At 62.5% G+C, this 24,761-nt stretch carries 20 protein-coding genes; 5 read left to right on the forward strand and 15 right to left on the reverse strand.

The genetic code is table 11. From position 1 onward, the window contains the following. Together P7F60_RS23590 and P7F60_RS23595 are read right to left on the reverse strand one after the other, a co-directional pair. A partial coding sequence (locus P7F60_RS23590) for an HAD-IC family P-type ATPase (RefSeq protein WP_277920150.1) occupies window positions 1-1,884 on the reverse strand: 1,884 nt, incomplete at its 3' end. 68 nt (window positions 1,885-1,952) lie between these two features. Beyond that, window positions 1,953-2,774, reverse strand: a complete 822-nt coding sequence (locus P7F60_RS23595) for a universal stress protein (RefSeq protein WP_277920151.1) — start codon at window positions 2,772-2,774, stop codon at window positions 1,953-1,955. Window positions 2,775-3,143: 369 nt separating this feature from the next. Between P7F60_RS23595 and P7F60_RS23600 the strand changes: the two genes are divergently transcribed. Continuing rightward, window positions 3,144-3,593, forward strand: a complete 450-nt coding sequence (locus P7F60_RS23600; protein ID WP_277920314.1) for a pyridoxamine 5'-phosphate oxidase family protein — start codon at window positions 3,144-3,146, stop codon at window positions 3,591-3,593. Between the two features lie 106 nt (window positions 3,594-3,699). Beyond that, complete coding sequence (locus P7F60_RS23605) at window positions 3,700-4,005, forward strand: hypothetical protein (protein WP_277920152.1); 306 nt, start codon at window positions 3,700-3,702, stop codon at window positions 4,003-4,005. 82 nt (window positions 4,006-4,087) lie between these two features. Here the strand turns inward: P7F60_RS23605 and P7F60_RS23610 are convergent, their stop codons facing one another. Further along, a complete protein-coding gene (locus P7F60_RS23610) occupies window positions 4,088-6,013 on the reverse strand; it encodes a methyl-accepting chemotaxis protein (RefSeq protein ID WP_277920153.1) in 1,926 nt (641 codons plus the stop codon). A 563-nt stretch (window positions 6,014-6,576) separates the two neighbouring features. Here P7F60_RS23610 and P7F60_RS23615 point away from each other — a divergent pair. The 3 genes from P7F60_RS23615 to P7F60_RS23625 all read left to right on the forward strand — a co-directional run bounded on the left by P7F60_RS23615 (window position 6,577) and on the right by P7F60_RS23625 (window position 10,618). Then, a complete protein-coding gene (locus P7F60_RS23615; protein ID WP_277920154.1) occupies window positions 6,577-7,092 on the forward strand; it encodes a molybdopterin-dependent oxidoreductase in 516 nt (171 codons plus the stop codon). Continuing rightward, a complete protein-coding gene (locus tag P7F60_RS23620) occupies window positions 7,089-9,311 on the forward strand; it encodes an ATP-binding protein (RefSeq protein ID WP_277920155.1) in 2,223 nt (740 codons plus the stop codon). Before P7F60_RS23615 ends, P7F60_RS23620 begins: the two co-directional genes overlap by 4 nt. 215 nt (window positions 9,312-9,526) lie before the next feature. Beyond that, entirely contained in the window at window positions 9,527-10,618 is a 1,092-nt protein-coding gene (locus P7F60_RS23625) for an HD domain-containing phosphohydrolase (protein WP_277920156.1), read from the forward strand. Window positions 10,619-10,648: 30 nt separating this feature from the next. On the opposite strand, the gene P7F60_RS23630 is transcribed toward P7F60_RS23625, so the two are convergent. The 12 genes from P7F60_RS23630 to P7F60_RS23685 form a co-directional block, all read right to left on the reverse strand. Next, complete coding sequence (locus P7F60_RS23630; protein ID WP_277920157.1) at window positions 10,649-11,236, reverse strand: hypothetical protein; 588 nt, start codon at window positions 11,234-11,236, stop codon at window positions 10,649-10,651. After that, window positions 11,229-11,843 carry a hypothetical protein gene (locus P7F60_RS23635; protein WP_277920158.1) on the reverse strand — a complete coding sequence of 205 codons (615 nt, stop codon included), beginning with the start codon at window positions 11,841-11,843 and terminating at the stop codon, window positions 11,229-11,231. Before P7F60_RS23635 ends, P7F60_RS23630 begins: the two co-directional genes overlap by 8 nt. Window positions 11,844-12,071: 228 nt before the next feature. Next, window positions 12,072-13,517, reverse strand: a complete 1,446-nt coding sequence (gene lpdA / locus P7F60_RS23640) for a dihydrolipoyl dehydrogenase (RefSeq protein ID WP_277920159.1) — start codon at window positions 13,515-13,517, stop codon at window positions 12,072-12,074. A gap of 76 nt (window positions 13,518-13,593) precedes the next feature. After that, window positions 13,594-14,883, reverse strand: coding sequence for a pyruvate dehydrogenase complex dihydrolipoamide acetyltransferase (locus P7F60_RS23645; RefSeq protein WP_277920160.1), 1,290 nt, complete (start codon window positions 14,881-14,883; stop codon window positions 13,594-13,596). 2 nt (window positions 14,884-14,885) lie between these two features. After that, window positions 14,886-15,884, reverse strand: coding sequence for an alpha-ketoacid dehydrogenase subunit beta (locus P7F60_RS23650; RefSeq protein WP_277920161.1), 999 nt, complete (start codon window positions 15,882-15,884; stop codon window positions 14,886-14,888). Then, window positions 15,881-16,936 (reverse strand): thiamine pyrophosphate-dependent dehydrogenase E1 component subunit alpha, encoded by a 1,056-nt coding sequence (locus tag P7F60_RS23655; RefSeq protein WP_277920162.1) that lies wholly within the window; start codon window positions 16,934-16,936, stop codon window positions 15,881-15,883. Before P7F60_RS23655 ends, P7F60_RS23650 begins: the two co-directional genes overlap by 4 nt. Before the next feature lies 1 nt (window position 16,937). After that, window positions 16,938-18,263: an NAD(P)H-dependent oxidoreductase gene (locus P7F60_RS23660; RefSeq protein WP_277920163.1), complete on the reverse strand. Its 1,326-nt coding sequence runs from the start codon at window positions 18,261-18,263 to the stop codon at window positions 16,938-16,940. 387 nt (window positions 18,264-18,650) lie between these two features. Next, the gene (locus P7F60_RS23665) at window positions 18,651-19,601 is read right to left on the reverse strand and encodes a 3-keto-5-aminohexanoate cleavage protein (protein WP_277920164.1); all 951 of its coding nucleotides are present in this window, start codon (window positions 19,599-19,601) and stop codon (window positions 18,651-18,653) included. A 91-nt stretch (window positions 19,602-19,692) separates the two neighbouring features. Beyond that, window positions 19,693-20,649, reverse strand: a complete 957-nt coding sequence (locus P7F60_RS23670) for an ABC transporter permease (protein WP_277920165.1) — start codon at window positions 20,647-20,649, stop codon at window positions 19,693-19,695. After that, window positions 20,633-22,165, reverse strand: a complete 1,533-nt coding sequence (locus P7F60_RS23675) for a sugar ABC transporter ATP-binding protein (RefSeq protein WP_277920166.1) — start codon at window positions 22,163-22,165, stop codon at window positions 20,633-20,635. The genes P7F60_RS23670 and P7F60_RS23675 overlap by 17 nt, the downstream gene beginning before the upstream one ends. Window positions 22,166-22,244: 79 nt before the next feature. Next, a complete protein-coding gene (locus P7F60_RS23680; protein WP_277920167.1) occupies window positions 22,245-23,420 on the reverse strand; it encodes a substrate-binding domain-containing protein in 1,176 nt (391 codons plus the stop codon). Window positions 23,421-23,715: 295 nt separating this feature from the next. Further along, the gene (locus tag P7F60_RS23685) at window positions 23,716-24,687 is read right to left on the reverse strand and encodes a sugar-binding transcriptional regulator (protein ID WP_277920168.1); all 972 of its coding nucleotides are present in this window, start codon (window positions 24,685-24,687) and stop codon (window positions 23,716-23,718) included. Window positions 24,688-24,761: the final 74 nt, after the last annotated feature.

Genomic DNA, 24,761 nt, shown 5'->3' on the forward strand with positions numbered 1-24,761 from the left:
CGCTTCGCGCGCCACATCGACTGCGCTGTCGACGGAAATGCCGACATCGGCCGCGTGCAGGGCCGGCGCGTCATTGATGCCGTCGCCGAGATAACCGACCACATGGCCGTGCCCGCGCAGCGCCGCGATGATGCGCTCCTTCTGGTTGGGATCGATCTCGGCGAAGATATCGATCTGCCCGACCCGACGCACCAGCGCCTCCTTCGTCAACGCGCCGACCTCGGCTCCCGTCAGGATCCGGCGGTGCGGCAGGTCGATGGTTTCGGCGAGATGGGCCGCGACATAGCGGTTGTCGCCGCTGATCATCTTGACCCGGATGCCGCGATCGGCAAGCGCCTTCAGCGTTTGCGCCATGCCGGCCTTGGGCGGGTCGAGAAACAGCAGGAAGCCGGCGAAGACAAGGTCTGCCTCGTCCTCGCGGCGATAGGCCTCCTGCCGGGCAAAGCGGCGGATCGCCAGGCCGAGAACACGATATCCCTGCCCGCTCCAGGCGCGCAGCTTCTCGTCGATCGCGCCTGCCCGGTCCGCATCCATCGGCACGTCGAGCCCACCCTCCAGCACCGAGGAACACGCCGCGACGACACTCTGGACCGCGCCCTTGCAGATCATCAGATCCTCCGGCCGGCCCGCCTGCCGGACGATCACCGACAGCCGCTTGCGAATGAAGTCATAGGCAAGCTCATCCGCCTTGACGTAGCCGGAGAGGTCGTCCTGCGGACCCTTGCCATTGGCGATCGCCTCGTCGAGCGGATTGGCCATACCCGTCTGCAGGGTGGCGTTGAGCAAGGCCCAAAGGCGCACCTGCGGCGCCTCGACACCCGATGCATCCATGCAGGCGTCGAGATGGATAACCCCTTCGGTCAGCGTGCCGGTCTTGTCGGTGCAGAGCAGGTCCATGCTGCCGAGATTCTCGATCGCATCGAGGCGGCGCACGATCACGCCGCTCGCCGCCATGGCATGGGCGCCGCGTGCCAGGGTGACGCTGATGATCGCCGGCAGAAGCTCCGGGGTCAGCCCCACCGCGAGCGCCAGCGAAAACAACAGGGAATCCACGGCTGGGCGATGCAGGAGGAGATTGGCGAAAAAGACAAGGATCACGATGACCAGCATGATCTGCGTCATCATATAACCGAAGCGGCGGATGCCCTTGGCGAACTCCGTTTCCGGCGCGACATGCGCCACCGATGCGGCGATGGATGCGAACTCGGTTCGCAGTCCGGTCCTGACAACGACCATGGAAGCGGTGCCGCTGCGCACCGAAGTGCCGGTAAAGACCGCATTGGCGCGTTGCGCGATCGGCGCGTCGGGCGGCGAAAGGCCCGGCTCCTTGACCACCGGGAAGGTTTCACCCGTCAGCGCGGCTTCGCTGACGTTGAAGTCGCGGCTTTCCAGCAGGATGCCGTCGGCAGCAACGAGATTGCCGGCAGAAAGCCGGAGGATGTCGCCGGGAACGATCTCCGCAGCGGCGACCGCGATCTCCGATCCGTCACGTAGGACCATCGCCTTCGGTGTAATTCGGGCCTGCAAAGCCTCCATGGCGCGCGAGGCGCCATATTCCTGCATGAAGGACAGGACACAACTCGCCAGAACGATGACGCCGATGATGAGCGCTTCGCTGCCTTCGCCGACGACACTCGACACGATGGCCGCGAAGATCAGGATGAGGACCAGCGGGCTTCGGAACTGGCGAAGGAAGGCGGTGATGGCCGACGTGTCGCGCCTGGATTCGATCGCATTGGAGCCCATCGCCCGCAACCGGCTCCGCGCGTCATCGGGCGAAAGGCCGGTGCGGCGCGTGCCGAGGCGCGCCATGAGCTCCTCGGCGGGAACCGCCCAATATGCCTCCGCGACACCGGCGTCCTGCGAAGACGTCTGTAACGGCATGCACTTGTCTCCAGGTCCGGCGCTCGAGAGCGGCCTCTTGCCACCATAAATGTCCAAGGAGGCGGTTGTCAGGCGGACATGAAACGACTGAACCGGTTTCGACCGAGAAGCGAGCGCGTGATGCCGCCGAAGATCCATTCGCGCAGCCGGCTGTGCCCGTAAGCCCCGGATACCACGAGATCCGCGCCTTGCGCATCGACAAAATCGAGCAGGCTGCCAACTTCGTCGATACTCTCGATGGCCTCGCCGCGTGCGCGGATGCCGTGCCAGGTGAGGAATGCGTCGACATCGGCCATGCTGTCGCGGACCGGCTGATCGATCGTGGAAGCCACCGTCACAACCGTCACTTCGGCGGCGCTCTGCAGAAGCGGTACGGCATCGGACAGCGCCCGTCGCGCCTCTTTCGTATCCTTCCACGTCACGACGGCCTTCCTGGCCGGGACAGACGCCTTCTCCGTGCCGACAATCAGAAGCGGTCGGCCCGATTGCAGCACCACGCCGGCCGGGTCGGCTATCCGCGCGGTGTCGCCGGTTGCGGCGCCGTCCAGCGCCTGGGTGAGAACGAGGTCGGCGCCCCTCGACATCCTGACGAGCGCCGGCGTCGGCCTGTCCAGCGCCTCATGCCACTCCGTCTTCACCACGCCGGCCACCAGGCTTTCGAATTCCTCGCGCAATTCCTTGAACCGGCGTTCGTCGTCATCGCGCATCTGCTGCCATGCCTGCGCGACCAGGGCCGCGCCTTCCGGTCCGGTGACCGGCAGATAGGCATCGGCGGCGCAAAAGCCGATCAGCCGGGCGCGCGACGCCGCCGCCAGTTCGCTCGCCACCTTGACGACCGATTCGATCGGTCCGTCCACGTCCAGATTGACGACAATGGATTTGTAGCTCATTGCAACACGCCTCCGTTTCGCAGGCTCAAGCCTGCATCCATGATAGATGCTGCAAGCAATGCTTCCTTGACGCGGATCAAGCCGAAGCCGCATGGCCGCCCTGACCTGCGACCCGTCACCATGGCTGAAATCCGGCACATTTGATCCCGCTCAAGACAACTTGCGACAAGTTCGGCTATGATCGTCGCGATGCAAGGGACCAAGGTCTGGCGAGGAGGCCGACCGTCTGATGATCTGAAAAGGCAGGTCGCGCCGTCCGTGTGATCCCGTTCATCGCAGGCGACCCCTATTTCGCCGGTGTGCAGTTCCAGTATCCGCCGCGCGGGCCGGGGGAGGCGCCTGTCCGTCAACATGGGTAGGAGAATGACGATGCATATCCGATCATTGAATACGCTCGAATGCACTGCACTGCTCTCGGCAAACCGGCTTGCTCATCTGGCCTGCGCGAAGGAGGGGAAACCCTATGTCGTGCCGATCTATTTCGCCTATGCCGACAACAGCCTCTACGCTTTTTCCATGCCGGGCAAGAAGATCGACTGCATGCGGGCCAACCCCGAGGTTTCGCTGGTGGTCGAAGAGAGAGGGCATGGAAGGGAGTGGAAAAGCGTCGTTGTCGGGGGGCGCTTCGAGGAGTTGTCCGATCAGACGGGCTATCAGCATGAGCGGGACCATGCCTGGTCTCTGCTCAGCAAGCATTTCGACTGGTGGGAGCCCGGAGCCCTGAAACCCGTGCCGCTTCCGATTTCAGATCACTCCGACCACATTTTTTTCCGTGTCTTCGTCGAGGAAATCTCAGGCCGCGAGGCACATGAGGACTGAGGTCGCCATCGGCCCGCACCAGCCGGGTGTGTCGCGAAAAGTTTGGGTTGACCGCTTTCGATGGCGAGGCGACACTTGGACTCGAGACAAGGCAGGAGGGAAAACGATGGATAAGCCGGACAGATGGCGCCAGATGGCCAGCGCGCCAAGAGACGGCAGTCGCATCCTCGTCACCGTCCGCTCATCCGAGCAGGGGCCGGCGGAAGTCGACGTCGCCTACTGGTCGCATGGCGACCGGTTCGGCGCGGAGGGCTGGCGCGCCTCCGATTCAGCCCCGGGCTGCATCATCGAATATGCCGAACCGGAGCTGAAATGCTGGATGCCGATGCCTTCGGCCAATCTCAGCCGCGCCTTTACGCCTTCGCCTTGGCAGGGCGACGACGAAAAGGAACTGGATGGGTCCGGGATCTGACACATCCGCACCCTCCACCTGACAGCGAGTTGCACGCCCCACTCCTCCTTGCGCGCATGCAGCCGGGGCGCCCTCCCCGCGGTCAGAATTCCTGCCAGTCATCCTGCTTGATCGCGACGGGACCGCTGCCGGGATAGGCTCTCGACAGACGCCGGTTGATCGCCTTGACCGGCAAGGAGACGACGGCCGGGCGTGCGGCCGGGGCCGAAGATGCCGCCGGATGCGACGCATCGAGCTTGAACAGCCGCAACAGCTGGGTGAGCGAGCCGACCTCTCTTGAGAGGCTGTGGGTCGCGGCCGTGGTCTCCTCGACCATCGCCGCGTTTTTCTGCGTGTCCTGATCCATCTGGTTCACGGCGGAATTGATCTGCTGGAGACCAGACGACTGCTCCTGCGCCGCTTCGGCGATCGCATGAACGTGACGATTGATCTCCTGTACCTCGGATACGATGGCCGAAAGCGTCCGGCCGGTATCGGCCACGTATTGCACGCCTTCCGCCACCTGGGCTTCGGATGCGTTGATCAGAGCCTTTATTTCCTTTGCGGCCTTTGCCGAGCGCTGAGCCAGTTCCCGCACTTCCTGGGCTACGACCGCGAACCCCTTTCCCGCCTCGCCGGCGCGTGCGGCCTCGACGCCCGCATTCAGCGCCAGCAGATTGGTCTGGAAAGCGATCTCGTCGATGACGCCGATGATATTGCTGATTTCGTGGGAGGATATCTCGATCTGTTCCATGGCCTTCACGGCGCGGCCGACGACGTCGCCGGAATGCTCGGCATGGTTTCGCGCATCGGCCACCAGTTGCCCCGCTGCGCGGGCGCGTTTCGCCGTGTCCTTGACCACCGTGGTGATTTCCTCGAGTGCGGCTGCGGTCTGCTCGACGGCGGCAGCCTGCTGTTCGCTGCGCTTTGCGAGGTCGTCCGTGGCGGCCCTGATCTCATTGACACCGGCATCGATCCCGAGTGCGTTTTCCGACACGCGATGCAAGGCAACCTGCAATTTCTCGGCCGAACTGTTGAAATCCTGCCGCACGGCATCCAGGCTCGGGGTGAACGGCGCCTCGATGCGGTAGGAAACATCGCCGTCCGAAAGCCGCGACAGGCCTGTTGCGAGATTGCCGACGGCGAATTTCACGTCTTCCGCCGCTTTCGCCTTGAACGCCTCGGCTTCCAGCCGTTCGGTTTCGCTGAGCGTGCGGTTTTCTTCCGCCTCTCGCTCAAGCCGTGCACGCTCGATGGCGTTTTCACGGAAAATCTGCACGGCGCCGGCCATGGCGCCGACTTCATCGCCACGCTCGGTAAACGGCACGGCGCTGCATGCATCGCCATCGGCGAGCTTGCGCATGGCCTCGGTGATCCGCTGGATCGGATTGGCGACCCGCGCCACCACAATGTAGATTCCGAACAGATTGATCAGCACCGCCACCGTCGCGATGGACAACGATATGATAAAGGCCTGGTTTGCCGCCTCGCCCGCCGCGGCGACTTCACTGCCGCTCTGCTGCATTATGAACGCGACCAGTTCCGCGATCTTTGCGTTCGTCTGCGTGGCGATCGGCGTCAGCTCCGCATTGAAAAAGGCCCGCGCGCCATCGAGGTCATGGCTCCTGATATGCTCGATATAAGGCGCGCTGCGGCTCACATAGGAAGCGGACAGGGACCTGATGGCGCCGATCAACGCGCGACCCTTTGGCGAGAACAGCCCAGCCTCGTATTTTTCCAGCGACGTCTCGAGTTTGGCCTTCGCATCCTCGAAGGACTTTGCCTCCGCTTCGAACTCGGCGGCGTTGTTCACCAGCGCAAAACGCGCCAGTGCCAGACGGATATCGGCGAAGTCGCTCTTGACCTCGCGTGAGGACAGAAGCCGCTCGATCCAGAAATTGCCGACCTTTTCCGCTGCGGCGGTGATCGAGCGAATATTCTGCAGAGCGATGAGCGACGAAAGGCTGACAACGACGATGATCGCGCTCATGAGCGCGACAAGAGACGTCTTTATGGTGATGTACTTCATGACAGTTGCACTACTCGATACAAAGGCACAGACCTGTGCAGGTCGCCGAGCGCCCATAAGAGCGCGAACGGGTTGATAGCGTTCATGGAAGTATCCGCTGCGCAAGCATGCGACACACGCGGCAGCTTGACGAAGCTGCGCCGCCATGCGAGCGAGGCCGACATTTTTCCCGACGTCATGATTATGTCATGGCCGGCCGGTGTTTACTTTGCGCAAGATCAAATATGCCGAAAGATCGTTCAGCCATGCTCCGGGGAGGATGCCGGATTTATTCTGCGGTGCATCCCTTGACCACAAGACATTTTTCTTGCGATGATAAGGTCAACAAACAAGTTTCATATTTTTAACGTATGTCTCAAATTGAAATCGTCGCCTTTAACCTTCCTCAAACTTTCCATCCTAATTTTCAGATTGTCCGAACCCGCAAGGGTCGTGCCGGCATGATGCCGGCAGTGTGGTGCTTTCGCGCCCTCTCAGCGGACCGCTGATCCGTTTTTCGGGCCAACCTTCCCTGTCCTGAGTGACAGGGAAGAGCGCTTGCGACCGTTTCTCCTCGAGGTCCCATGAACTTGCTGTCCAAATTGCTTGCGGCGGCCGTAGCAATCGGCGGTTTTGCCGCCGTATCGCCCGCCTATTCACTCGACAAACCGACCGGCGACGTCATCCTGACCGTCCGCGGTCCTGATCTGAAAAATGCGAATGTCGCGGGAACGGCGCAGTTCGATCGCGACATGCTGCGCGCGCTCGAACAACGCACCGGGACCATGGAGACGCCATGGACGTCCGGAAAGGTCGAGTTTTCCGGCCCTCTCCTTCGCGCCGTGCTGAAGGCCGCGGGAGCGCACGGACAATCGCTCAAGATCGTCGCGCTCAACGACTATTCCGCCGACGTGCCATTCGAAGACGCCGACAAGCTCGATACGATGCTCGCCCTGACCATGAACGGAAAGGACATGTCCGTCCGCGAAAAGGGGCCGCTGTTCCTCATCTATCCGTTCGATCTGGATCCGAGCCTCTACAACGAGAAATACTTCTCCCGCTCGGTCTGGCAGATCAAGGATATCGAGGTCTCCGAGTGATCAAGAAGGCCCAGCACAATGGCGACGTGATCCGCCGCGTCAGCAAGACCACCATGATCTTGCAGGTGTTTTCCGTCGCCTTGCTGTTGGGCCTCGCCTATCTCGCCGTCGACGTCTTCCGCCGCTACTCGACCCTTCAGGACGGTATCCGCGAGAACGCCCTGTGGTCCGTCTACCAGCTCGACCGGGAGGCGCGCCGGCTACACGAGCAATTGCATCTTTCCATCGTCGACGGCTCCCATGCCGGCGTCGGCGCCAAGTCGCTGGCCACGCGATACGATATCCTCTATTCCCGGATGAACATCCTCGAGCAAGCCAGCTTCGAACGCCAGTTCGCCCCCGCGATCGGCGAGCGGATTGCCGCGATCAAAGGCACGGTTTACGGGATTGTCGCTCCCTTCGACGCCATGGCTTCGGGCGAGGCCGTGCCGCTCGAGCAGTTGCGCGACGTCGATGGAAAGCTGGAAAGCCTTCTCGAGTCCACCGAGAACCTGTTGATCTTCACCAACAATTGGGTCAGCACCAACAGGGCCGAGAACCGCAGCAGCCTCATGGCGCTGCAGCTTCAGACGGTCGCGCTCGTCGGGCTGCTCGTCGCCAGCGTCTGTTTCCTCATCTTCAACCTTCGACGCCAGTTACGCTCCGTCCAGCGCGCCGGCCTCGACCTCGAGGCGATGGCCACGGAGCTGAACGACTCCTATCTGGCCGCCGAAGCCGGAAACCGCGCCAAATCGCAATTCATGGCCACGATGGGGCATGAAGTCCGCACGCCGCTGAATGCGATCCTGGGGACGGCCGAGCTTCTGGAACTGCAGCCGCTGCCGCGCAACATGCTCCTCGGCGTGCAAACGATCCGCCGGTCGGGAAATGCCCTCCTGGAGCTCATCAACGAGATCCTCGACTTCGCCAAGATCGAGCATGGCAACGTGGACGTCGAAACCCGGCCCGTCGCGCTCAAGCCCCTGGCGGAAAGCACGATCGAGATGGTCCGTGACCGGGCATCGGAAAACGGCAATCTGCTCGAACTCGTCCTGCCGGACACTTTCGTCATGCCGGTCATTCTGTCGGATCCCACCCGCCTGCGGCAAGTGATGCTCAACCTTCTCAGCAATGCCGTCAAATTCACGCGGGACGGGGTGGTTACCTTGCGCATCAGGGAGGTGCCGACAAGCAGATCGCCGCGCCTTCGCATCGAGGTGTCGGATACCGGCATCGGCATTGACGAGGCAAGCCTCGACAAGCTGTTCCAGCCCTTCTCGCAGGTCGACTCCTCCATCAGCCGCAAGTATGGCGGAACCGGGCTGGGACTGACGATCTGCAAACAGATCGTGGAAGCAATCGGCGGACGCATAGGGGTCGACAGCGTTCGAGGCAAGGGCAGCACATTCTGGTTCGACTTTCCGACAAGACCGGCCAAGCTTGACGAAACCGCCGATTCCGAAGGCGCTGAGAACAACGTGGCCAAAGCGGCGCTCCACCGGCTGCGCATCCTGCTTGTCGAGGACAACGCCGTCAACCAGCAGGTCGCCGCGGGCTTCCTTCGCCACCTCGGCCAGACCGTCACCGTCGCCAATGACGGTCTCGAAGCGATCACGGTTTTCGGCAACGGCGATTTCGATCTGATCCTGATGGATATGCAGATGCCCAACCTGGACGGTATCGAAGCGACGCGCCGTATCCGGGCCTTGCCGGAGGGCAAGACTGTAGCGATCGTCGCGATGACGGCGAACGCATCGGCCGACGACGAGCGCCTGTGCCACGAAGCGGGGATGACAGGCTTCGAAACCAAGCCGGTCACCATGTCGAAACTGCGCGACATCATCGCCCGGACGGAAAAAACGACCGGGGCTTTGGATACCATGGAGGCCGCGCCGGTTCCGGCGGCTTTCGGGCCGATGCAAAACGATTTCGATACTCTTTTTGAACAACGCCGAACCGACGTCATCGAGGCGATCGGCGAGGAGGGCTTCAATGAATTGCTGCAAAGCTTCTTCGAGGACGCCCGTGCCATATTGTCAAATCTGCGGGCGATCATGCCGGCCAGCGATGCCAAGGCGATCGACCACCTGCTGCACGCCATGAAAGGCGCCGCCGCAAGTGTCGGCTTCGGCGAGATCGCGGCGGCCGCCCAGGCATTGCGCTCCGGAGATATTTCCTTCGAAAAGATCGGCGAACTGGAGCATCTGCTGAAAGGCCAGGAGCATCGTTTGGCCGCCTAAGCATGTCGTGCAAGAGTGTGCAGCGGTTTTGCGGCAACGACATGCGAAAAAACAACGACCTGAAGCGCGGGAGCGAATCTGAAAGATCGCGGCGCGCTTGAGAGCATTTCCAGCCGAAGCATGAGCGCTCCGGCGTTGGACAATGCGGCAGAACGAAGGAATAAAGATTTCCGGCGACTCCGCGAGTGTCGGAAGTGCTCTGGAAAGGACATGGTATGAAAATTCTCCTCGTCGATGATAACAAGACCAATCTTACCTTCCTGACCAGGCTCGTTGCGAAGCTGGAGGGATGCACCGCCCTGCCCTTCGACAATCCGGTCGACGTGCTTGCCGCCATGCCTGGGCTGAACTTCGACATCGCGATCATCGACTTCCAGATGCCCGGCTACAACGGAGTCGAGCTGATGTCCGAGATCCTTCGTTTCGATGGTTACCGGAACAAGCCGGTCGTCTTCGTGACCGCCGACGGCGACAGCGCGGTCAGAATGGCGGCCTTGAATGCGGGGGCGATCGACTTTCTGACCAAGCCTGTCAATCCGCTGGAGTTTCAGGCGCGCATGCGCAATCTCGTCGCTCTCGTCACCGCGCAGAACAAGCTGGCGGACAAGGCCGAGTGGCTTCGCACGGAGGTCGAGAAAGCCGTGCTGGAATTGCGTGCCCGCGAAGAGGAGATCATCGAGCGTCTGAGCATCGCCGCAAGCTACAAGGATGCGGAAACTGCCAAGCACACCAAGCGCGTCGGCTGCTATTCGGAGGCGATCGCCAGCGCCTACGGCCTCGACCACCAGACCTGCTCCGATATTCGCCTCGCCTCGCCCATGCATGACATCGGCAAGGTTGCAATTCCAGACGCGGTGCTGCTGAAGAAGGGAAAACTGACGGAGCGCGAATTCGCCTCCATGCAGACCCACACGCTGGCCGGCTTCGACATCTTGCGGGAGTCGAAATCCGGCCTCCTGCGCATGGCGGCGGAAATTGCCGCCAGCCACCATGAGCGGTGGGACGGGCAAGGCTATCCCTCACGCCTTTCGGGTGAAAAAATACCGCTCTCCGGCCGGATCGTCGCCATCGCGGACAATTTCGACGCATTGACCACGGCGCGCCCCTATAAGGAAGCGTGGAGCGTGGAACGGACGATCGACCATATTCGCGAGCGGGCCGGGAGCCAGTTCGATCCGAAATGCGTCGACGCTTTTCTGAAGGCGTTGCCCTCGATCATGCACATCATGGCGGAAAACCGGGAAGAGCCCTCACGCGAACCCGCACGCCCGACCGACGAGGCGGACGCTTTCTGCATGGCGATCTGACGCTCCGCGGAAAGCCGCCGGTTTCAACCCCTATTCATTCACGCGCATGCGTGCTTGAAAGCTCGCAGGCATGAACCAGTTCGGCTCGTGGCCTAAAAGCTTCTGGAAAAATCCGGCCGCAAAATTCTGGTCCTCGGATGCATTTTCCCGAAACGAATACCAGCTGCGCACATCGTCGACCATCCGGTCGATCTCGCTGCGAACGTTGAATTCCTGTTGCGTCGCCGCGCCGTGGACGGCAAGGCAGAACTGGGTGCAGACGTAGCCCTCCGGCCAGAAAGCCGCCGCGGAACCCGGCTCGGCAAGGCTCGGCCCCGATATCGTCTTCAGCGGCATATCGGCGATCAGTTCACACAAAACGAGCGAGGGAACGAAATCAAAGAAATCACGCCGCTCACGCAGGTTTCGCGGCTTCTGGGCATCGATCGCCCGCAACCACCGCAGGAAAATTCGGGCAAGTTTGGCATCGTCCACCGCGAAGCGACATCCCATGCGCTCGCCGCACAGGCGCGCGCAGGCTTCGAAGGCGGCTCGAAACCAATGCAACTGGCGCACCGAAATCCGCAGCGGCTTGTTGCTTGGCGGAAGCGCCGCGATCAGGTCCTGGAGATCATACATGAGCGCGATACTTCCGATAAAGGTCGGCCAGCGCCGCGCCGTCGTCACTCTTGCAGGCGCCTAGAATATCGTCGCTCAACGCCGCGCTGAGGTCTACGGCGGATCGCAGGATCGAAGCGGAGGTTTCGCCGTCGCACGATGCCAGCAGCGACAGGGCCGCACCGAAAATGACCACTGCCCTGCCGCGATCGGCGGCGTCGCCTCCCTCGCCGCCGGCCAGCAGCGCAAGTGTGAGGGATGCCGCGCCATCGGGTTCGAACGGCCCGTCCGGCCCGCAGGCCACGGCAAAGGCGGTGCGGACGACGGCTTCGTCCGGCATGGCCGCATCGGGAAGCGCCCTTTGCCGCCGCGCGGCGGCAAGCGTTCCCATGAACGCGTCCGCAAGCGGATGGGCTCGCGGACGACCCGCATCGTCTTTCGTCGGCGACGTGGACCTGAGGCCATGCGAGATGTTTACAGCCAGCCGATCGATATCATGCGCCATTTGATCGACGCCGTGCAGCAGCGCGCGCGCGGCAACCGATGCCGGCGTCGGCAGCCGATCCGATATCTCGCGGGCGAACCGGTCGCGACCTTCCTTCAGCACACCGCGCAACCCGCGCAGCATATGCCGGACGGGTTCGACGTCAGGCGTCTGCGGCCGCTTGAAATGCATCGCTTTCTCCAGTTCTCATCCAGCCGGAACCGAACATCTGAACCTTGCGACATTAATGTGTATAGGGAACACAGCCCTGTCAATCGCTCAAATCGCCGCATAGCGCTTTTCCAGTCGATCATTCTTCCGACTTACCGGAAGAAAGTTCAGATACACCGCGCTGGAACCCGCTCATGGTTTTCATGCATTGATCGCTTGGCCGTAAGCATCCAGGACGCTTTCCTTCATCGCTTCGGACAATGTCGGATGCGGGAAGACGGTGTGCATCAGTTCCTGCTCCGTCGTTTCGAGATTCATGGCGACGACGAAGCCTTGGACGAGTTCCGTCACCTCGGCGCCGACCATATGGGCGCCGATCAGAGCGCCGGTTCGATTATCGAACACGGTCTTGACCAGGCCGTTGTCTTCGCCGAGCGCAATGGCCTTGCCATTGGCGGCGAAAGAGAAACGGCCGATACGAACGTCACGCCCCTGCTCCCTCGCCTTCGCTTCGGTCAGCCCGACAGAGGCAACCTGCGGATCGCAATAGGTGCAGCCGGGTATACGGTCCTTGTCGAGTGCATGGACGTTTTCCAGGCCGGCGATCTTCTCCACGCAGATGACGCCTTCATGCTCGGCCTTGTGGGCGAGCATGGGCGGCCCGGCGACATCGCCGATCGCATAAAGGCCGGCGACGTTGGTGCGCCCGTAGCCATCCACGACGATGCAGCCGCGTTCGGTCGCGATGCCAAGAGCCTCCAGCCCGAGCCCCTCGATATTGCCCTGAACCCCGATAGCGGAGATCATCCGGTCGGCGGTTATCGTCCGGCCCTTGCCGTCCGCGGTCTCGATCGTGGTGGTGATGGAATCGGCGCCCTTCTCGACCTTCGTGACCCGGGCAGAGGTCAGGATCGTCAGGCCGCGTTTTTCCAGCGCCTTGCGGGCAAGGGTGGAAATCTCGGCGTCCTCGACGGGCATGATGCGTTCCATGACCTCGACGACGGTGACCTCGACACCCATGGAGCGATAAAAGGATGCGAATTCGATGCCGATCGCCCCGGAGCCCATGACCAGCAGGCTCTTCGGCAGCGCTTTCGGCACCATCGCCTCGAAATAGGTCCAGATCAACCGGCCGTCCGGCTCGATGCCGGGCAGGGCGCGCGGTCTTGCGCCGGTCGCCAGCACGATATGCCGTGCAGTATAGGTGCCCGCCCCCAGGGTCGATTTCGGCACAGGGTTTTGCGGCTGCATCGGCGGCTTCGCGGGAGCCGAGACGACGATTTCACCCGGCTTCGCCAGCCTGGCCTCGCCCCAAATGACATCGATCCCGTTCTTCTTCATCAGGAAGCCGACGCCGCCGTTCAGACGCTGCGAAACGCCACGCGAACGGGCGACGACTTCGGAGATCTCCGCCGTAACCGTGCCGTCGATACGCAGGCCGTAGCGCCGCGCATGGTTGGCGTGATCGAGGATTTCGGCCGAGCGCAGCAGCGCTTTTGTCGGGATGCAGCCCCAGTTGAGGCAGATGCCGCCCAGGTGCTCGCGCTCGACGATGGCGGTCCTGAGGCCCAGTTGCGCCGCGCGGATGGCGGCGACATAGCCGCCCGGGCCGGAACCGACGATGATGAGGTCGTAGGCGGAGGACATGGATCGATCCTTGAAAGAAAAAGAGAAGGGGCGCGGGCGCGCCGCACCCGCCTGCCCGGCCACGAATGACGAACCGTCACACCAGCATCGACATCGGATTTTCGATGAAGGCGCGCAGCTTGCCGACCAGCTCGGCGCCGAGCGCGCCGTCGACGGCCCTGTGGTCGGTCGACAAGGTGACGCTCATCACCGTCGCCACCGCCAGTTCGCCGGTGTCGTCGACCACCGGCCGGCGCTCGCCGGCGCCGACGGCCAGAATGGTGGCATGGGGCGGGTTGATGATCGCCGCGAACTGCCTTACCCCGAACATGCCGAGATTGGACACCGCAGCCGTGCCGCCCTGATATTCCTCCGGCTTCAACCGGCCGGCCTTGGCGCGCGCCGCCAGATCTTTCATCTCGTTGGAGATCGCCGACAGGCTCTTGGCCTGCGCCTGGCGCACAATGGGCGTGATCAGCCCGCCGGGCACAGAGACGGCAACGCCGATATCGACGAAACGGTGGCGCACCAGCTGTTCCTCGGTCCAGGAGACGTTGGCGTCGGGCGTGGCGGCGAGTGCCAGCGCGTAAGCCTTGATCACCATGTCGTTGACCGACAGCTTGTAGGACGCGATACCATCCGCAATCGGGGCCGAAGCGTTGAGCTCGGCGCGCAGTTTCATCAGCGCATCGAGACGGCAGTCGACGGTCAGATAGAAATGCGGAACCGTGCTCTTGGCCTCCACGAGGCGGCGCGCGATCGTGCGGCGCATCGAGGAATGCGGCTGCAACTCGTAGGAACCCTCGGCGAAATGCTTCAGCGCATTGCCCGGCGCCCTGACCGCATCCGGGATTGCCGCGGCGGCCGGACCCGTCGAGGCCACTGCGACAGGCACAGACGCTGTCGTCATCGCGGACGTCACGTCGATGGCGACGACACGGCCATGCGGTCCGCTGCCGGCGAGGCCGGAGAGGTCGATGCCGTTGTCGCGCGCAAGACGCCTTGCCAGCGGTGTTGCCCGCACGGCGCCATCGTGCGCCCCGGGTGCGGAAACCGTTGCACTGGGCGCCTTCGGGCTGGCTGCGGCAGGCGCAGGCGCCGCCTCCAGCGCGGCCGGGGCCGGCGATGCGGCACCGGTATAGGCCTCGCCTTCTCCATAGATCCAGGCGACGGCCGCACCGACGGGAATGTCGACGCCTTCGCCGCCCTTCACATCGCGCAAGATGCCGTCAGCCGGCGCATCGATTTCCATCGCGGCCTTGTCGGTCTCGATCTCGAACAGCACATCGCCTTTCCTGACGGTGTCGCCTTCGGAAAAGAACCATTTGGAGATCTTGCCGGTCGCCATGTCCATGTCGACCTTGGGCAGAATGACTTCGCTCGCCATACCTATCGCGCTCCCCTGACCAGATCGCGCGCCGCCGCAAGAATATCCGGCACCTGCGGCACGGCGGCCTTTTCCAGTTCGGGATTGTAGGGAATCGGCGTCTCGGAACCGCCGAGCCGGACAATCGGAGCGTCGAGATAGTCGAACGCTTCGCTTTCGGCGATCAGGGCGCTGATTTCGGCGCCGACACCCAGGGTCTTCACACCCTCGTAGACACAGACGAGGCGTGTCGTCTTCTTGACGCTGGCAATGATCGTCTCGCCGTCGATCGGGCGGATCGAGCGCAGGTCGACCACCTCGGCCTCGATGCCCTCGGCGGCCAACTGCCCGGCGGCCTCCAGCGCCTTGTGCACCATGATCGAGGTCGCGACAATGGTCACGTCCCTGCCCTGCCGGCGCACGTCAGCCTTGTCGAGCGGCACGGTGTAATGCCCCTCCGGAACCGGGCCTTTCATCTTGTAGAGCAGCTTGTGTTCGAAGATCATCACCGGATCGGGATCGGCCACGGCGGCAAGCAGCATGCCCTTGACGTCGTGCGGGGTCGCCGGCTGGATGACCTTCAGCCCCGGCACATGCCCGAGCCAGGCTTCCAGGCTCTGGCTGTGCTGGGCGGCAGCCCCCGTGCCCGAACCGGCGGGAAAACGCATGACCAGCGGCACCGAGACCGCGCCGCCGAGCATGTAGCGCATCTTGGCCGCCTGGTTGACGATCTGCTCCATGGCAAGCGCGGCGAAATCGGAAAACTGGAATTCGAAGATCGGCCTCAGGCCGGTCACCGCAGCGCCGACGGCGACGCCGGCGCCGCCGAGTTCGGAAATCGGCGTGTCCATCACCCGGTCGGTGCCGAAGCGCTCGACCAGATCGCCGGTGACCTGGAAGGCGCCGCCATAGACGCCGATATCCTCGCCCATCAGCACGACGCGCTCGTCGTTTTCCATGGCGATCGCCATCGCTTCCTTGATGGCCTGGGAATAGCTGAGTTCTCGAACAGGCGCGTTCATCGGGAAACCTCCGCCGTGTAGACGTTGTCGGCGAGACCGGAGAGTTCCGGCATCGGGCTTTCCTTGGCAAACTCGATTCCGGCGGCGATTTCCTGGCGCACGGCCTCCTGCACGGCGTCGAGCTCCTCACGCGTCGCGATGCCGAATTCCTGCAGCTGCGCCTCGTAGCGCACGATCGGATCGCGATTGTTCATCCAGTCCTCGATCTCGTCCTTGGTTCGATAGCGGTTACGGTCACTTTTGGAATGGCCGCGATAGCGATAGGTCTTGCATTCGATCAGCGTCGGACCTTCGCCGCGCCTGGCGCGCTCCACGGCGTCATGCGAGGCCTCCGCGACATCCGACAGGACGTTGCCGTCGACGATGACGCCCGGCATGCCATAGGCGGCCGCACGATCGGCGATATTGGCGACTGCCGTCGACCGCGCGGTCGAGGTCGACATGCCGTATCCGTTGTTTTCGCAGACGAAGACGACCGGCAGCTTCCAGACGGCCGCCATGTTCAGCGCCTCGTGGAAGGCGCCCTCGTTGTTGGCGCCGTCGCCGAAGAAACAGACGACGACCTTTCCGGTTTTAAGCCGCTTGGCGGTCAGGGCCGCGCCGACGGCGATCGGCAGGCCGCCGCCGACGATCCCGTTGGCGCCGAGGTTGCCGGTCGTCACGTCGGCGATATGCATCGAGCCGCCGCGCCCGGCGCAATAACCGGTGGTCTTGCCGAAAAACTCGGCGAACATGCGCGACACCTCGGCGCCCTTGGCGATGCAGTGGCCGTGGCCACGATGGGTCGAGGTGATCTGATCCTCCTTCGACAACGGCATGCAGATGCCCATGGCGCTGGCTTCCTGGCCGATGGACAGGTGCATCGTGCCGTGGATCAGGCCGCGCATGTAGCTTTCCTCGGCGCCCTCCTCGAACTGGCGGATGAGGTGCATCCTGTGCAAAGCCGCGAGCAGTTGCTCGCGCGAATAGGTGCGATAGATGAAGGGCAGATTGCTGGCGTCGCCGTCCTGCGGGACGGCGTCTGCCTGTGCTGCGCGTGCTTGTGCGGCCATATCAAGCCTCCTTGCCATAGACCAGCGCATCCTGACGGGCGCGCAGGGCCGCGATGCGCGAACCCGGTGCGACGGATGCATTCGAATGGGTGATGAGATCGCCCTTGCGGATCGCCTGCGTGACCTTGCCGTCCTGCAGGAGGCCGCAGGGAATGGCCCTTGCGGCGCGCGCCTCCGGCGTGGTCATGATCCAGGCGCGATAGCAGTATTCGCCAATGGCATCGAGCGTCTCGCCCGGCTGCATATCCTTCTTGGCGACGGCGCAGACCTCCGCGACCGGGGTCGCCAGCGGCACCATGTCCGCCTTGCCGTAAAGCACCACGCGGGCGCAGGTCAGCGGCACTTCCAGCGATGTCAGGTGATAGGGCCGATGGAAGGTGAAATAGGGGCCCTTGCCCATTTTCAGGTCTTCCATGCGCTCGGAAATGCGCGGATGCGACATGTCGGCGACGACGAAGACGCCGGGCGCCACACCCTTGCCGATCGAGTAATCGACGACGCCGGTCTTCGACAGCACGCCGCCATGCTCACGGGGCACAAGCGTCGAGGACAACTGGTCCAGCGTCGCGGCGGGACCATGCATGCCCGGCTTGTCCGGAACGAGGCCGGTGGCATTGGCGATCGCCGCCATCTCGACCATCGTCTTGGAACCGTCGACGAATTCCACCAGCATGCGAACGTTCATGTTGCGGCGCGCCGCCTCTTCGGCATAGTCGTCCGGCACGGCATCGATGTTGAGCGGATTGTTCTTGCCCTTGCCGGCCGCGACGATCGGATGGCCCATGGCGGTGACGAACTCGATCAGTTCGATGCAGGAGGACGGCTCGTCGCCGGCGCCCAGCGAATAGGTGACGCCGAGACGGTCCGCCTCGCTCTTGAGATAGGCGCCGATGGTGACGTCGGCCTCGACGTTCATCATCACCAGATGCTTGCCGTGCTCCATGGCGGCGAGGCCGATTTCCGCGCCGACCGCGGGAACCCCGGTGGCGTCGATCACGACGTCGATCAGCCCACTTTCCAGAATGTCGCCGGAGTTGGAGGTGATCGCCACCTTCCCCTGCTCCATCGCCGCGTTGAGCTGATCGGCGCCGGCGGCGTCGCGGTGAAAGCCGTCCGAACGATAGGCGATATCGACCGCCTTGCGAGCACGGGCGGCATTCAGGTCGCAGATGGCGCCGACCTCGATTCCCGGCATATGGGCGACGCGCGTAACGATATCCGTCCCCATTTCGCCGCTGCCAATCAGACCAATCCGGATCGGCCGGCCGGATTCGGCCCGGTTCGCCAGATCCCGCGCAAGCCCGGTGGGGGCGACATTAATGGGCATTTCTCTCCTCCTTCGATTGTATGTCCGTATCGTATTGTACTTTTGTAATTTTGTAAAACATTTTATTCAGAATTTTATCGCGATTATGCGCTTAAATTGAAAGTTTTTCGTTTGAAAGCCGCCGATAAAGGGTTTTTGACTCAAATAGCCTCCGAACAAAGTTTATCTAAAGTATCATATGTTCAAGGCACTAAGCCGGCTTTTGTAAAAAGCGGCATGCCGTACTCCCGTCAGGCAGCTGAAGAAGAGGCACGTCTGTGGCAAACTGGATTGTTGGGGGGATAGGCGGGATGGCGCAGGCTCGGTCGGCTCGTGCGTGAAACCGGCCGGTCATCACCCGGCCGGAACGTGCCCGCGCCGGAGGACGCGGGCACATCGCTTGGGTCATCAGGCGATGCCGTAGATTTCCCTGGCTTGCTGCTGGGTGGCGAGGGGACGCCCGACTTCGCGGGCGATTTCCTGCACTTCCTGGAGAAGTTCCAGATTGGTCGGATTGCGCGCCGGATCGTAGAACAGCTCGAGGCCGGTCTTGACATGGCCGCCGAGCTCGATGGTGCGCTTGATGACCTCGCGGGTGTCGCGTCCGCCCTCGCCCCAGATCGAGATGCACCAGTTGAGCTTGTGCTTGCTGTACTGCTCCATCATGTCGAGGTAGAAATAGAGGCTTTCCAGCGTCGGCATCATGCCCGACGTGCCGATCGGCTTGGTCGAGGTCAGCGCATATTCGCCGATCAGGTAGAAGTCGATGAAGGAGCCGGGCGTGTACATGCCCTGGTTGATGTAGTGCTGCGCCAGCTTGAGCTGTCCAGGTTCGTAGATGCCCCAGATGATCGCCATCTTGCGGGCCAGCGCCAGATCGACCTGGCCCGCCACCTGTCGGTAGTTCCAGCCGTATTCGCGACCGATGATGTGGCCCTTTTCGTCGGTGTCGAAGGCGAACAGGTTCACGCCCGTATCGATGCAGGCGATCTTGACGTTGTGGGTGCGGTTCAGGATCTCGGAATGCTCCAGGCCGTGCTCGTTTTCATTGCAGAGTTCACGGTTGCACGTCGTCGGATACCAGGTCATGTCGGGTCGGGCTGCGAGGATGCGATCCCATGCCGGCGCGTAATCGTCGACCGCGGCCTGGCCCTTGAGGTTGAAGTTGGTATTGTGCGTGTGGATCGCGCAGGCGCCGGCGTCCCAGCAGCGGATTGCGTCCTCGACCACCTCGTCATAGGTGCGCGGCGTATTGGGGTTCATCTCCTTGGTGCGTTCGCCGTTGAGATGCGATTCGACGATGAGCGGGGTATCCCAACCCGGCTTGCGATCCGCGAATTTGTCGAGTGCTGTAGCCATATTGCATGTCTCCTTCCATGACAGTTTTTCGATAGGGCTCTGGCGTTTTGCGTGCAGCCCGTCCATTCCTCCGGGACGGGCGCGCGTAAAATCAGTGGGACGGCTTTCGCGCGAAGGCGACGGCCAGAATGATGATGGCGCCGGCGACGATCATCTGTTCGCTGACGTCGAGGCCCATGATGATCAGGCCGTTGTTGATGGTGCCGATCATCAGGGCGCCGGCGAAGGTGCCGATGATGCTCGCCTTGCCGCCGAACAGGCTGGTGCCGCCGAGGATGACGGCTGCGATGGCCGACAGTTCGAGACCTTCACCGTAATTGAAGCGCGCCGTCTGCATCATGCCCGAGTAGAGCAGACCGGCAAGAGCGGCGGCGACACCGGAGATCATGAAGACGCAGAACTTGACGTTCGAGGTCCGCACGCCCGAATATTCCGCAGCGACGCGATTGCCACCGGTTGCCAGCACCTGCCGACCGAAGGTTGTGTATTTCAGGACGACATGGCCGATCAGGGCGAAGACCACCGACCAGATGATCAGCGAGGGAATGCCGTAGAGCTTGCCCAAACCGAACAGGCTGTTGAAGGTCTTGTCGGCGATGGCGACGGGATTGGTATAGGTGACGCGCATGTCGACGCCGCGGATGAGCTGCAACATGCCGAGCGTGACCAGGAACGAGGGTATGCGGATGCGGGTAACGAAGAACCCGTTGATCGCGCCGATGACGAGCCCCGACAGCAGAGCGAGGATGACGGCGACGAACCAGCCGGTCCCCGCTTCGATCGCCATGCCGCAGGTCAGGGCCGAGAGGGCGCAGACCGAGCCGACAGACAGGTCCAGTTCGCCCGAAGCGATGACGAAGGTCATGGCGAAGGCCACGATCGAGATCATCGCCGTCGTGCGCGCGATGTTGAAGAAATTGGTGACGCTGAGGAAGCCGTTGTCGCCGATCGTCACGGCAAAGAAGGCAATGATCGCGGCGAAGAAGAAATAGACGCTATGATCCTGAACGAAACCCAGGACCTGGCCGATGTCAAACCGCCGTTGCATGTCGCGTTCTGTCAATGAGATGGCCTTGGACTGCATGATGTAGTTCCTCCTCGGACTGAACGTCCCGTCTTTGAATATCCTGAACGATGCGCCCGTCATGCAGGATCAGCAGGCGATCGCTGACGGCGAGCAACTCCTCCAGTTCGGATGAAATGATGAGAATGGCGGTTCCGGCCTTCGCCAGTTCGCGGATCTGGGTGGTGATCTCGCCCTTGGCGCCGATGTCGACGCCGATGGTCGGCTCGTCGAGGATGAGCAGCCTGGGCTTGCGCGCCAGCCACTTGCTGATGACGATCTTCTGCTGGTTGCCGCCCGAAAGCAACCGCGAAACCTTGGCGGGACTGTCCGTCTTGATCTGGAAACGATCGATCATCTTGCGGACGACATCGGCGGCATTGCCGTCGGAAACGAAGGCTCCGCGCCGGAAGAGGTCCAGATTGGGGAGCATGATGTTGCTCTGGACGGAATGATCCAGAACCAGCCCCATGCGGCGGCGATCCTCCGGCACCAGCGCGACACCCGCGGCGATCGCATCGCGCTGGCGGGCGATCGGCTTGCCGTCGATGGCGATGGCGCCGGATGTGGGCGTGCGCCGGCCGAAAATCGCTTCGGCGATTTCGGTTCTGCCGCTGCCCATCAGGCCGGCAAGGCCGACGATCTCGCCGGGATGGACGTCGAAGCTGACGTCGCGGACGCGCGGCGGCAGACAGACATTGCTCACCTTCAGCACCGGCGCGTCGGAAAACACGATCTGCCGGTCTTGCCAGGCAAATGCGGATGCGGACGAGGAACCGAGCATATGGTCGACCAGCTCGGGAATGGTGAGGTTCTTGCAGTCCTGCGTGATCTTGATCTCGCCATCGCGCAGCACCGTGACCCGGTCGCACAATTCGAAGATTTCGGCCATGCGATGGGAAATATAGATGATCGATATGCCTGCCGCCTTCAGGCGGCGCACGATCTTGAACAGGGTCCGGGTTTCGTGTTCGGACAGCGAGGCGGTCGGCTCGTCCATGATCAGGATCTTGGCGTTCTGCGACAGCGCCTTGGCGATCTCGACCATCTGCATCATGCCGGCGCTGAGTTCGGACACCGGTGTATCCGGATCGAGATCCTCGCCGAGATCCTGCAGCACGGCGCGCGCCATCTTTCGGGCGGCCCGATCGTTCAGGAAGAACGAACCCTTGCGCGGCTCGCGGTTGAGAAAGATGTTCTGCGCCACGGTAAGCGTCGGCACCAGGCTGAATTCCTGAAAGATCATGGCGATGCCAGCGCGCTTGGCATCGTTGGGGCTGGCGATGGCCACCGGCCTGGATTCGATGGAAATCGAGCCGGAATCCTTCAGGTAAACGCCGGTCAGGATCTTCATCAGCGTCGATTTGCCGGCGCCGTTGCCGCCCATCAACGCATGCACCTCGCCACGCCGCAGGGTGAAATTGACTTTTCTGAGGACCGGAATGGCGCCGAAGGACTTCTCGACATTGCGCATTTCAAGGATAGGGTCGCGATCAACCACGGCTTTGCCTCCCACAAGATTGATGCCGTCTGCGATGGGAAGGCCCCTCGTTACAAGGGGCCGTCCGTCAGACCTGTCCTCACTGCGAGGCGTCGAGAGCGGTCTTGATCTCGGCCGGCAGTTCGGCGCGGTAGATTTTCTGGTAGGATTCGGCCAGGTTGTTGCGCGTCACCTTCAGCGGCGGGATGACCACGAAGGAAGGCACTTTCTCGCCGATCAGCGCCAGCGCGCCGAGCTTGGCTTCCGTGATGCCGTTGAAATACGGGATCTGGGCGGAGATGCCGGCGATGTAGCCGTTCTCGGCCATGTTGGCGGCGACGATATGGTCGAAGTTCTCGTTGACGATCCGGAAGTCTTCCGGCGCGCGACCGGCGACCGAGGCGGCCGTGACCGCGCCCATGGCCGGGATGCTCCAGCTACCGTAAAGGCCCTTCAGGTCGGGATAGCGGGCGAGAAGGCCTTGGGTGACTTCCTGGCCCTTGTTCGGACCGTTATGACCGGAGGCGACGACGAGACGGACGTCGGGATGCTTGGCGCGCAGGCGGGCGATGAAGCCTTCGTAACGCACATTGGTGACGTAGAAGTCCGGCGCATAATACAATGCGCCGACATCGCCCTTGCCGCCGATCGCATCGGAGAGCATGTCGGCAATGTTCATGCCGAGCGCATGGTTATCCGACGAAACCATCGAGACATAGTCCTTGCCCGGCTCCATGCCTTCGGCGATCTGGTCCATGAAGACGATCTTGGTGCCGGCATCGGCCAGTTCCTTGTAGGCGCTGGCGGTCGTCTGGGCATTCAGCGGAAAGCTGACGACGAGGTTCGGCTTCAGGACGCTGACGGTGGCCAGATCCGAAATCTGCCGGGAATCGTCCCAGTTGGCGTTGGTTTCGGCGATCACCTTGATGCCGAGCTTGCCGAATTGTTCCTTGAGGCCGATCAGCTGCTGCTGCGCCCAGTCGTCGCCGAGCCAGCCAAGCGCGATGGCGACGGTGAAATTGCCCGCCTTGATCTTGGCGGCCTGCTCGTCGGTGATCTTGATGTCGGAATAGAGGACACCCTCTTCCCCCTTCGGCCCCTCGCCGACGACGATGTTCGAGAGATCGTCGAGCCTGGCCTTTTCCTGGAGATAGGCCGAGGGCTCCTTGAACCACAGCGGCTGCTTGACCTCGGACGTGTTGTCCGCATGCGCCAGCCCGGATGCGGCCAGAAATGCCGTCGACGCCAAGGCCCAAAACAACTTCTTCGCGCTCACTACTTCGCCTCCCATGTTCGAAGAAAATCATCCAGGAAAGTGTCGCGGTCCTGGACCCGCTCCTCCAATGCGCCGGGGGATCACGTGATCGACCCGTCACGCCATATGTACAAAATGTTTTTCTTTTAGTCAATTGTGCAGTGATTATTTTATGGAAGAGACGCAAAATATCAAAATTTAAACGATATTCGGCCTAAATGCCTCATTTCTGATGGCATCGTTTTGTATTTTCTAGTTTCTAAATTCTTATTTGTTCATATGGCAATTGCCTGACCGACTGCCGCTTCGACGCCGGTCAATCTGCGGCCTCCTCCAGCAGAGCGATCGCGGTCTGCTCGTCTGTGATCAGGATGGTCGGCGCAATCGTCCGCAAGGCGGCGCGCAGGGCCGTGCGCTTTTCGCGCCCGCCCGACACCAGAACCCGCTCGGGCGTGCGTTTCAGCCGGGCGAGGTTGACGGAAATCACCCGCCGGTTGACGTCGTGATCCAATGTGTTGCCGTCCCGGTCGATGAAGTTGTACAGCACGTCGCCGACCGCGCCGCCGTCGATCAGCGACCGGCGGTCGGCCTCGCTCAGATAGCCGGTCCTGTAGCTGGTGGTCAGGTTGGAAATGCCGCCCACCGACAGCAAGGCGAGATCCAGTTTCTCGGCCATCTCGAAGGTTGCGGCCAGACCGCATCGCTCCAGCAGGGCATGTTTGGTCTCGGGGCTGTCGACGACGGCGGGCGCAGGCACGAGATATCCCTCGCCGCTGAACAGTTCGGCGAACTGCCAGGCGAATTCGGCGGGATTGTAGCGCTTGGCGGCGGCGATGCCGCCGAGCAGCGACACGACGCGAAAATCCTCCAGCGAGGCGCCGGCGATATAGCGCAGCGTGTTGTAGAGCGTGGTGCCCCAGCCGACGCCGACCGTCATGCCGGACCGCATCAACCCGGAGATGCAACTGCCGGCGGCGGCGGCGATCACCATGGTGGGATCGCCGTCAGGATCGGCAAACGGCGCCAGAAGCACGCGCCGCACCGCGAATTTCTGCTCGACACGGCATTCCAGTCCGATCAATTCCGAAAGCGGCGCGGCCATGGACACGCGCACCTCGTTGCGCCGGCGCGCCTCGGCCAGAAGGCGCACGACCATCACGCGATTGAGGTTCATCCGTGTGGCGATCTCGTTCTGGGTGTGACCCTCGACGTGATAAAGCCAGGACACGCGCGCCCGCAGCCGGTCCGGCTCACTGGGCACGAAGGTCGATGGTGAAAGATCGTTCATCCTGTTCCCCCTGTCGCCGCCGGCAAGGTCATGCCGGCGCGATTCCGTCCGATCAGCCGATGCGCGGGCTGGTC

Source organism: Rhizobium sp. YJ-22, assembly GCF_029601685.1.
GTDB lineage: Bacteria > Pseudomonadota > Alphaproteobacteria > Rhizobiales > Rhizobiaceae > Metarhizobium.

Coding starts and splice junctions, on each gene's coding strand:
- P7F60_RS23630 (WP_277920157.1), bottom strand. CDS start 11,236: ATGTATGATCTCCAGGACCTGATCGCGGCGCTTCCGCCAAGCAACAAG.
- P7F60_RS23665 (WP_277920164.1), bottom strand. CDS start 19,601: ATGGCTACAGCACTCGACAAATTCGCGGATCGCAAGCCGGGTTGGGAT.
- P7F60_RS23645 (WP_277920160.1), bottom strand. CDS start 14,883: ATGGCGAGCGAAGTCATTCTGCCCAAGGTCGACATGGACATGGCGACC.
- lpdA (WP_277920159.1), bottom strand. CDS start 13,517: ATGTCCTCCGCCTACGACCTCATCATCGTCGGTTCCGGCCCGGGCGGC.
- P7F60_RS23635 (WP_277920158.1), bottom strand. CDS start 11,843: ATGCTGCGCGGGTTGCGCGGTGTGCTGAAGGAAGGTCGCGACCGGTTC.
- P7F60_RS23615 (WP_277920154.1), top strand. CDS start 6,577: ATGAACTTGCTGTCCAAATTGCTTGCGGCGGCCGTAGCAATCGGCGGT.
- P7F60_RS23660 (WP_277920163.1), bottom strand. CDS start 18,263: ATGCCCATTAATGTCGCCCCCACCGGGCTTGCGCGGGATCTGGCGAAC.
- P7F60_RS23600 (WP_277920314.1), top strand. CDS start 3,144: ATGCATATCCGATCATTGAATACGCTCGAATGCACTGCACTGCTCTCG.
- P7F60_RS23595 (WP_277920151.1), bottom strand. CDS start 2,774: ATGAGCTACAAATCCATTGTCGTCAATCTGGACGTGGACGGACCGATC.
- P7F60_RS23655 (WP_277920162.1), bottom strand. CDS start 16,936: ATGGCCGCACAAGCACGCGCAGCACAGGCAGACGCCGTCCCGCAGGAC.
- P7F60_RS23610 (WP_277920153.1), bottom strand. CDS start 6,013: ATGAAGTACATCACCATAAAGACGTCTCTTGTCGCGCTCATGAGCGCG.
- P7F60_RS23625 (WP_277920156.1), top strand. CDS start 9,527: ATGAAAATTCTCCTCGTCGATGATAACAAGACCAATCTTACCTTCCTG.
- P7F60_RS23605 (WP_277920152.1), top strand. CDS start 3,700: ATGGATAAGCCGGACAGATGGCGCCAGATGGCCAGCGCGCCAAGAGAC.
- P7F60_RS23670 (WP_277920165.1), bottom strand. CDS start 20,649: ATGCAACGGCGGTTTGACATCGGCCAGGTCCTGGGTTTCGTTCAGGAT.
- P7F60_RS23650 (WP_277920161.1), bottom strand. CDS start 15,884: ATGAACGCGCCTGTTCGAGAACTCAGCTATTCCCAGGCCATCAAGGAA.
- P7F60_RS23685 (WP_277920168.1), bottom strand. CDS start 24,687: ATGAACGATCTTTCACCATCGACCTTCGTGCCCAGTGAGCCGGACCGG.